Annotated in this window: 6 protein-coding genes; 3 read left to right on the top strand and 3 right to left on the bottom strand. The window is 59.8% G+C overall.

The features are described from left to right. Positions 1 to 279: 279 nt before the first annotated feature. Positions 280 to 2,250: an NHL domain-containing thioredoxin family protein gene (locus tag HMPREF2674_RS05645; RefSeq protein ID WP_070825064.1), complete on the top strand. Its 1,971-nt coding sequence runs from the start codon at positions 280 to 282 to the stop codon at positions 2,248 to 2,250. Positions 2,251 to 2,632: 382 nt separating this feature from the next. Beyond that, positions 2,633 to 3,607, top strand: a complete 975-nt coding sequence (locus HMPREF2674_RS05640; RefSeq protein WP_210400124.1) for a hypothetical protein — start codon at positions 2,633 to 2,635, stop codon at positions 3,605 to 3,607. Positions 3,608 to 3,842: 235 nt separating this feature from the next. On the opposite strand, the gene HMPREF2674_RS05635 is transcribed toward HMPREF2674_RS05640, so the two are convergent. Next, entirely contained in the window at positions 3,843 to 4,820 is a 978-nt protein-coding gene (locus HMPREF2674_RS05635; RefSeq protein ID WP_070825062.1) for a zinc ribbon domain-containing protein, read from the bottom strand. A 64-nt stretch (positions 4,821 to 4,884) separates the two neighbouring features. Here HMPREF2674_RS05635 and HMPREF2674_RS05630 point away from each other — a divergent pair, with 64 nt between their 5' ends. Beyond that, positions 4,885 to 5,586, top strand: a complete 702-nt coding sequence (locus HMPREF2674_RS05630) for a hypothetical protein (RefSeq protein ID WP_049342882.1) — start codon at positions 4,885 to 4,887, stop codon at positions 5,584 to 5,586. Between the two features lie 102 nt (positions 5,587 to 5,688). Here the strand turns inward: HMPREF2674_RS05630 and HMPREF2674_RS05625 are convergent, their stop codons facing one another. Together HMPREF2674_RS05625 and HMPREF2674_RS05620 are read right to left on the bottom strand one after the other, a co-directional pair. After that, positions 5,689 to 6,354 carry a class I SAM-dependent methyltransferase gene (locus HMPREF2674_RS05625; protein ID WP_070825061.1) on the bottom strand — a complete coding sequence of 222 codons (666 nt, stop codon included), beginning with the start codon at positions 6,352 to 6,354 and terminating at the stop codon, positions 5,689 to 5,691. Between the two features lie 229 nt (positions 6,355 to 6,583). After that, positions 6,584 to 7,693, bottom strand: a complete 1,110-nt coding sequence (locus HMPREF2674_RS05620; protein ID WP_070825060.1) for a MauE/DoxX family redox-associated membrane protein — start codon at positions 7,691 to 7,693, stop codon at positions 6,584 to 6,586. Positions 7,694 to 7,889: the final 196 nt, after the last annotated feature.

The following is a 7,889-nucleotide window of genomic DNA, read 5'->3' as shown; positions in this document are numbered from 1 at the left end:
ATAAGAAGCCTCGAATATCGCGGCACCTCGGTCCGTGCGCATCCGTATCCGATGCGCACGGACCGATTTATATCTGCCGGCGTCCTTTCAGGTCGGGGAAGGGGGATCCGGTAGCTCCCGATAGCTCTTACCAGGGTGGAATGTGACGGAATATGACGGGTCGTTAAGCCCCCAAGTCACAAAGCTCAACTCCCGGCGAACCACCCCAACCACGCTGGCATAATGGGGACTGCAAACCATCGCGCCCACACACGGCGCACCCAACAGGAGAGAGAACCCATGAGCGAGAACACCAACCGCACCGTACGCGTGCGTGCCAGCGAACTCGAAGGCCGAGCCTGGCTCAACACCGGCGACAAGAACCTCACCCTACAGGATCTGCGCGGCAAAATCGTTATTCTCGACTTCTGGACCCTCTGCTGCATCAACTGCCTGCACGTGCTCGACGAGCTGCGCCCCCTCGAAGAAGAATTCTCCGACGTGCTCGTCACCGTCGGCGTGCACAGCCCCAAGTTCGAGCACGAAGCCGACCCCGTAGCACTCGCCGCGGCCGTCGACCGCTACCACATCACCCACCCCGTACTCGACGACCCCGAACTGACCACCTGGCAGGCATACACCGCCCGCGCATGGCCCACCCTCGTCGTCGTCGACCCCGAAGGCTACATCGTCGCCCACCTCTCCGGCGAAGGCCATGTGCAGGGCCTCACCTCCCTCGTGCGCGAACTCGTCGCCGAACACGAAGCGAAGGGTACCCTGCACCGCGGCGACGGCCCTTACGTGCCCCGCCCCAAGGCAGCCGGCACCTACGCGTTCCCCGGCAAGGCTATCGAACTGCCCGCCGAATTCGGCCCCGCAAACCTCTTCGGCAACCGCGAGCGCACCTACCTCGTCGCCGACAGCGCGCGCCACCGCATCCTGCAGGTAGCCGCTGACCTCAACACCGTCATCAACACCTACGGCGGCGGCGACGATCCCGTAAACCACCCCGTCAAGGGCCACGTCGACGGCACCGGCACCGAAGCACGCTTCAACGAGCCCGCCGGCCTCGCCCTCGTACCCGAAAACCTGCGCGAGCAGCTCGGCTACGACGTGCTCGTCGCCGACACCGTCAACCACCGCCTGCGCTCCCTCAACCTGCGCACCGGCGAAGTACGCACCCTCGCAGGTAACGGCGTGCAGCGCGTCATCGACGGTGACAACGCCGTCACCGGCGACCCCAACCACATCCCCGCCGGCGTACCCGCCACCGAGATTGCGCTCTCCTCGCCCTGGGATGCGGTCTACTCCCGTGAAGCCGGTCAGTTCATCATCGCCATGGCAGGCACCCACCAGCTCTTCGGCTACGAACCCGTCACCGGCGGCCTCAGCATCTTCGCAGGCTCCGGCGTGGAGGGCCTCGCCGACGGCCCCGCCGCCGACGCCTGGTTCGCCCAGCCCTCCGGCATTATCGAAGCACGCGACGGTAGCCTCTGGGTTGCATGCTCCGAAACCAGCGGCCTGCGCCACATCACCTTCACCGAGGACGGCGTACAGGTCACCTCCGCAGTCGGCAAGGGCCTGTTCGACTTCGGCTTCGTCGACGGCGACTCCGACACCGCCCGCATGCAGCACCCCCTCGGCCTGACCGAACTGCCCGACGGCTCCATCGCAGTCGCAGACACCTACAACGGCGCTATCCGCCGCTGGGACCCGGTGACCGGCACGCTCGGCACCCTCGAACGAGGCCTCGACGAGCCCTCCGACCTGCTCGTCGAAGAGGTACCCGGCGAGGACCCGCGCCTCATCATCGTGGAAACCAACGCGCACCAGCTCGTGCGCGCCTCCATTCCCGCGAAGGCACAGCACGTTGACGAAGGCGCTATCACCACCGCGCGCCCCTCCACCAAGCTCACCGGCGGCACCCTCGAATTCGTCTCACGATTCACCGTGCCCACCGGCCAGAAGCTCGACACCCGCTGGGGCGACCCCACCCAGCTGAAGATCTCCTCCACCCCCGAGAACTTCATCCTGGAAGGCGCCGGCACCTCTACCGGACTGACCCGCACCCTCGTGCTCAACCCCGAAATTACCGAGGCGGTCCTACACATCACCGCCCGCGCCGCCGCCTGCGACGGCACCCCCGACGGTGACATCCCCGAGCACGCGGCTTGCCACCTCTACCAGCAGGACTGGGGTATTCCCGTCGTCGTGACCGGTGACGAGGCAGACGAAAGCGAACTCGTCCTGGACCTGCGCGGTATCAACTAGGGGTCTATAAAAGAATCAAGGGTCAGTATTATCCTCGCTCCTACAGGGACACCCGTCCTCGCTTCGCTCGGACACCCTGATGTCGCTACGGATAATACTGACCCTTTTCTGCTGTGCCGCCCTGATACCGCTGCGGATAGTACCGGTTCCCTTTGTACTTTTAGGATGGTGGGACGCGAAAGGTCCGGGTCATCCTCGCTCCTACAGGGGAACCCATCCTCGTTTCGCTCGGGCACCCTGATGTCGCTACGGATAGTACCGGTTCCTTGTTGTCTTCAGAATGTTTGTGGTTTCAGAGCGGCTGGTATGTGAAAGGGCCGGGTCATCCTCGCGAGGTTCCATGACGATATAGTAATAGTGTCTGCTGATTTTACTGATATAGGTGCGTACATTGCTGAATAAATATCTTGATGAGTTTAAACGTGCGTGGAAGCATTATTCTAAGAGAGCTGGGAGGGTCTTTGAAGAACCTCAGCCTGGACATGAAGAAAGCTGGTTATATAAAAAATTCCGCATGCTCTGTAACATGCTAGGAAAAAGGGTAGCTTTGTATATCCTTGTATTCGGTATATTTGTGTACCCAATGTTCAAGAGTGTTTCTTGGAATTTGACGCAAGTCGAGAGTTTTTATACCTTCTCGCATTTTGAAGCTATATATATTATTTTTGAATATGTATTTCAGGTGATTATTTTACCATCATTTATATATGTGATAATCATTTTGTTTTCTGCTCATTGTATTGCGTTGGTTTTTAAAAGAGTGTTTGATTACGATGGTTACTCTATTGGATGGCTCTCAAAAATGTATGTAAAAATACTTGGAGATGTTACAGTGGTGGCCATTATTTTTGGGTTGGTTACATTTGCATTGTCTGTGTCTAATGGAAAGCATAAGGCGTCTTTTTCTTTGGTTGACTATATGTCGTTTATTACACTCTTGGTTAGTGTTATCTTCTCGTTTGGGTTTCTGGCTAGGGCATTTGCTGAAATGAGGAAATTCTTTAAATATTCCGCCATGGGTATTTTATTTCCTGTCGGATGTGTAGCAAGTTCATGGATTTTCTTTGATGTTATCTTGGGTGGGAATATGTTGGATTATATAGCTAAAGCGGTGACTGGAAGCTATATCGACCCGCTTCTTGTAAGGGTACAGAAGCTGGTCGATGCTACTCCCTCTGATATGTCAGTTATTAGGAAAAATTTTTCGGATAATCCTCTGTTGTGGTTAGGAACTTCATCTCCTGAGTATTCTGTTGTTTTGGCGCAGATGAAGATAGTCCTTTTATGTCTCACTGTGGTCATCTTTGTGTTTTTCTGGATTCGTGACAGGAAAAGGAATTCTACTGATGAATCATGAAGCTCTTTTGTAAAGTATCTAGAAAATAAATTTTTTTGGGTGAGTTATTGATGTTAAAAATAAAGGCCAGTATTATCCTCTCCTCTGTTAGGGGGCGAGGATAATACTGGCCCTTTTTCAACCCATATAAGCTACGAGCCAGTATGCTCTTCGCTCCTACAGGGGCACTCGTCCTCGCTTCGCTCGGGCACCCTGATGTCGCTTCAGAGCATACTGGCTCTCGCGTTCAACAGCTTTAGAATGAGACTCGGACCGCCTTCGCATCCGCCTCCACCGAGGCCTTCAGCGTAAACGGAATCTCCTTCTGCACCTGCGAGCGCGCACCCGTGTACAGATCCAGCTGCGTAAACGACACCTTCGCCGTGCCCTTCATCGGCTGCACCGACCACACACCCGAGGCATTCACGCTCACCTGCGGATCCGCGACCTTCTCAACGGTCCACTGAACCGTCGAATCCACGCGGCCGCCGAAGCTGTACTCAAACGGGCAACCCGTCGGGTACAGCGCGTTCTGGGCCGCGCACTTCTGCAGATGGTCGTTAATCTGCTCCTTAACCGAAGCCAATGCGTTATCGCTCGGCTTCAAATCGACGCGCGCCACGTGCTCACCCTGGTTATTCGTGACCGTCTCCGTCACCTTCTGAGCCGTGTACACCGTCGAATCGTACGAGACAGCGTACGTACCCGGGTAGAACACCGGGAACGTCGCCTCGCCCTCGTCCACCGCGACCTTACGGTTATTAATCGTCGCGGCCTCCACGCCCTGAATATTCACCTTCACCGTAGGCAGGGTATCGCCATCGATAGCCCACTTATCGAAAAAGCCCCAGTGGGTACCCGAGTGATGCAGATGGAAATCCGTGTGCTGCGGCTGCCCGTCCAGAGTGTAGGACGCGCGCACCGTCGCCTGCCGGCCGTCCTCGCTCGTCTCAACGACCTCGTAATCCACCTGCGACATCGAGGCGACCGAACGCTTCAGCGCCTCGCCGTCCAGCAGTGCCGCATCCCCGGCAGGAATCTGGGCGTTCAACAGGCCACGCGCATGCGAACCGTTCCCCACGCGCAGGGCATGGAAATACTCCCGCACCTGGCCGGTCGGGCCGTACACCAGCTTATTCGTCATAATCAGTGCCGCCGCCGCAATCGAGGCCGCCACCACAACACCGATCATCCACAGGGCCAGGACCCGTTCCACAGGAGAAAAATTACGCATAGAACCAGGGTAACGCAGGTAGTCCGGCTAGGATTCACGACGACCACACACTAAAGTGGAGTGTATGGCAGAACGCGCTCACGAAGTACCCGCCAAATACGGCGAAGTCCACGAACTATTCCACCCCCGCATGCGCTCCTATGGCAGGCGCATCGAGGCGTCCATCCCCGGCACCATCGTGCTTGTCGCCGCGCTCGCCTTCATCTTCTACAAACGACCCGCGCTGCCGTACACCATTCTTGTGCTGCTCATCGGCACTATCGCCGGCATCAACCTCTACTCGGTGCTCAAACCGACCATTATCGTCATCACCAAGACCCACGTGCTACGTGCCCGCACCTTCGGTTGGTTCGCCGTACCCCGCGCCGACATCAGCCACACCATCTTCGCGGAGAAGCTCTACCCCAAGAAGGCCTACGGCCAAAACCTCAAAACCATGGCCGGACGCATCCGCTACCGCAGCTTCCCCGCCATGTGGGCCGTCGACAAGGACGGCAAGCAGCTCATGCGTCTCGACGGGCGAGTCTGGGACGGCAAAACCATGCGTGAGGTTTCGTCGAAGCTCTCGGCCAAAACCACCATCTACAAGCAGATTAACGTCATCAGCATGGACAAGGAACACAAGGGCCTCATCACCTTCAACGAGCTGCACCCCGGCTGGCGTTCCAGCCTGCTGACCATCCTCGCGGTCATCGTCGTGGTCATCCTCTTCGCGGCCTCCTTCCTGCCCGAAGAGATCGCCCGCAACATCTACATGATCCACTAGGCGGATGCGCCCCTCGGCAGACGCGTAAAGGCCCGGCACCCACCCCGCAATGGGGGAGGCGCCGGGCCTTTTGCGAGCCTTGCCTAGCTCTTAAAGCTGAGCCTAGTTCTCGGGGCGGGAGAGCACCGCCACCAGGAACTCTGAGGAGCCCTCCTGATAGGGGTGCATCTGCCACGAGGAGTAGGTGTTATCGACGTTCAGGCCGACCTCGCGGGCATCGGCCAGGAACTGCTCGAACGCGTAATCGCGGCCCGGACCGGAGCCGTAACCCACGACGGCGCGGCCGCCGGGGGCCAGCACGCGGCGGAAGTTCTCCACCACCGGCTTACGGGTCGAACGGGCGAGGAAACCCATCACGTTACCGGCACACACCAGAAGCTCGAAACCGTTCTCTGCGGTGGCGTCACCCTCGATGCCCAGCACCTCCGGCAGATCCACCAGGTCGGCGGTAATCCAGGTGGCATCCGGGCAGACGCGGCGTGCCTCTTCGATGAGCTCGGGGTCAATGTCAACGCCGGTCACGCGGTGGCCCAGGGCATGCAGCTGCTTGCCCACACGGCCCGGACCCGAGCCCGCGTCCAGAATCTTCGCGCCGCGCGATGCCAGGGCGTTCACCATGCGGGACTCACCGGCCATATCGTTGCCCTCGGCCTCCATGGTCTTGAAGCGGTCGATGTACCACTGCGAGTGATTCGGGTTGGTCTCCTTCTTGACGAGCCACAGGGACTTCTCGCGCTCGCCCGGCGCGTTGAAACTCAGCATTGCCATAAATACTCCTTTGACAGGGTGTGATGATGCGCCCGCCCGGTCGTGAACGAGCCGCGGGAGCGCATCTGCGGTATAGCGCTACCTTCTAGCTTAGCGCTTGGGCCGGCGCCGACACCGTGAGATATCGGATAGCGAACGGAAAGGCTTGCCCTGAGCGCAAAGCGGAAAAGTCCGGGGAGCGGACAGCCCGCGCGACGGGGCAGACTATCGGGTCGAGTTTAGAACGGGATTAGAGGTGGTCACCTTGGTGATTCTGGGGCTCCTTCAGCGCGCGGCGGTATGCCTCCTCGGCCTCTTCCTTCGCCAGGCGCGCCGCCTCGGCGAACTGTTCCTCGATATCGCCCATCAGCGCCTCGACCTCCTCGAGACCAACCGCCGGGCCTCCGGCCATCAGGCCGTCAGAGCCCAGTACGACGGCCAGCGGCACGCCGTAACCGAAGTTCGCCGCGCTCGCCGACTCACGGTCAATCAGCGGGGTCAGGCCCTCGGGAAAACTACCGTTATTGCGCGACTTATTCAGCGACTCCAGGGAGGAGTACACCGGGTGCAGGGCCACCTGCGGCAGACGCTCCTGCCACTGCGGCATAGTCTTCAGGAACTTGACGCAACCACCGCAGGTCGCCGAGACGAACACAAGCACGCGCGCCTGAGTCTTCGCAATCTCGCGCATGGTCGTGCGGCGGCCATCCTCAAGATAGAGGGCGCCCAACGGGATGGGCATGCGCACGTACAGCTCCTCGCCGTTCTCGTCGTACACCGGCTCGGGCAGGATAACCTGCGGACGCTCATCCGCCGCACCCAGGGCGTCGCCGCGGCGTACCGCATCCAGGGTTGCCGCGATGAGGGCGGCCCCGCCCGCCCAGAGCCAGCCGGAGGCATCCAGTGAGAACAGCGTGAAGAGCACACCTGCGCCGCCGGCCAGGGCCGCCGCGTGGGTACCCGCCGCAGCTACCAGCAGCGACAGATTGCGGAAGAGGGTGTAGCGACTGACCGGGGCCGTCGACTCAGAACCGAAACAATTGCAGCCCGCAGTGCGTCCCGTCGCCAGGGCGCGGGCAATCACCACCGTGTAGAAAATCATCAGGACCAGAGCCAGGCCCGAGGCGATTACGGCGGGCAGCCGCACGGGCGACAGCAACAGGACGGCGGCTAGGGCGATCTCGAACCACGGCAGGATGAGCGACACGGCACGGGCCGGCGCAATCTTCTGCAGGCCGAGGTTTTCGATGCCGGTGACGGTGCTCTGCGGGTCCTTCGCCTTCGCAATACCACTGATGAGTAGGGTGAGAGCGATGAGGGCCGTGCACAGAACCAGGGGCACGGTGGGGAAAGTGAGCATAAAACTCCTAGAGTGAGTGTGCGAAAACAGGAGGCGGCAGCGGCAGTTTTTAGGCAGAATAAACCGCGCGACGTGCCGCCGTGTTATACACGATTTTACGCCCTGCACATGGGGAAACCGTCTCTACGAGTTAAGCGGAAAGCGGTATGCGCCCTCGTTCCTACAGGGGAACCCGCCCTCGCTTCGCTTCGGGCAC

This window comes from Rothia sp. HMSC062F03, assembly GCF_001836905.1.
GTDB lineage: Bacteria > Actinomycetota > Actinomycetes > Actinomycetales > Micrococcaceae > Rothia > Rothia mucilaginosa_A.
Note: the sequence above shows the minus strand (reverse complement) of the source record. Positions and strands in the feature narration are given on the sequence as shown.

Coding starts and splice junctions, on each gene's coding strand:
- HMPREF2674_RS05645 (WP_070825064.1), top strand. CDS start 280: ATGAGCGAGAACACCAACCGCACCGTACGCGTGCGTGCCAGCGAACTC.
- HMPREF2674_RS05635 (WP_070825062.1), bottom strand. CDS start 4,820: ATGCGTAATTTTTCTCCTGTGGAACGGGTCCTGGCCCTGTGGATGATC.
- HMPREF2674_RS05630 (WP_049342882.1), top strand. CDS start 4,885: ATGGCAGAACGCGCTCACGAAGTACCCGCCAAATACGGCGAAGTCCAC.
- HMPREF2674_RS05625 (WP_070825061.1), bottom strand. CDS start 6,354: ATGGCAATGCTGAGTTTCAACGCGCCGGGCGAGCGCGAGAAGTCCCTG.
- HMPREF2674_RS05620 (WP_070825060.1), bottom strand. CDS start 7,693: ATGCTCACTTTCCCCACCGTGCCCCTGGTTCTGTGCACGGCCCTCATC.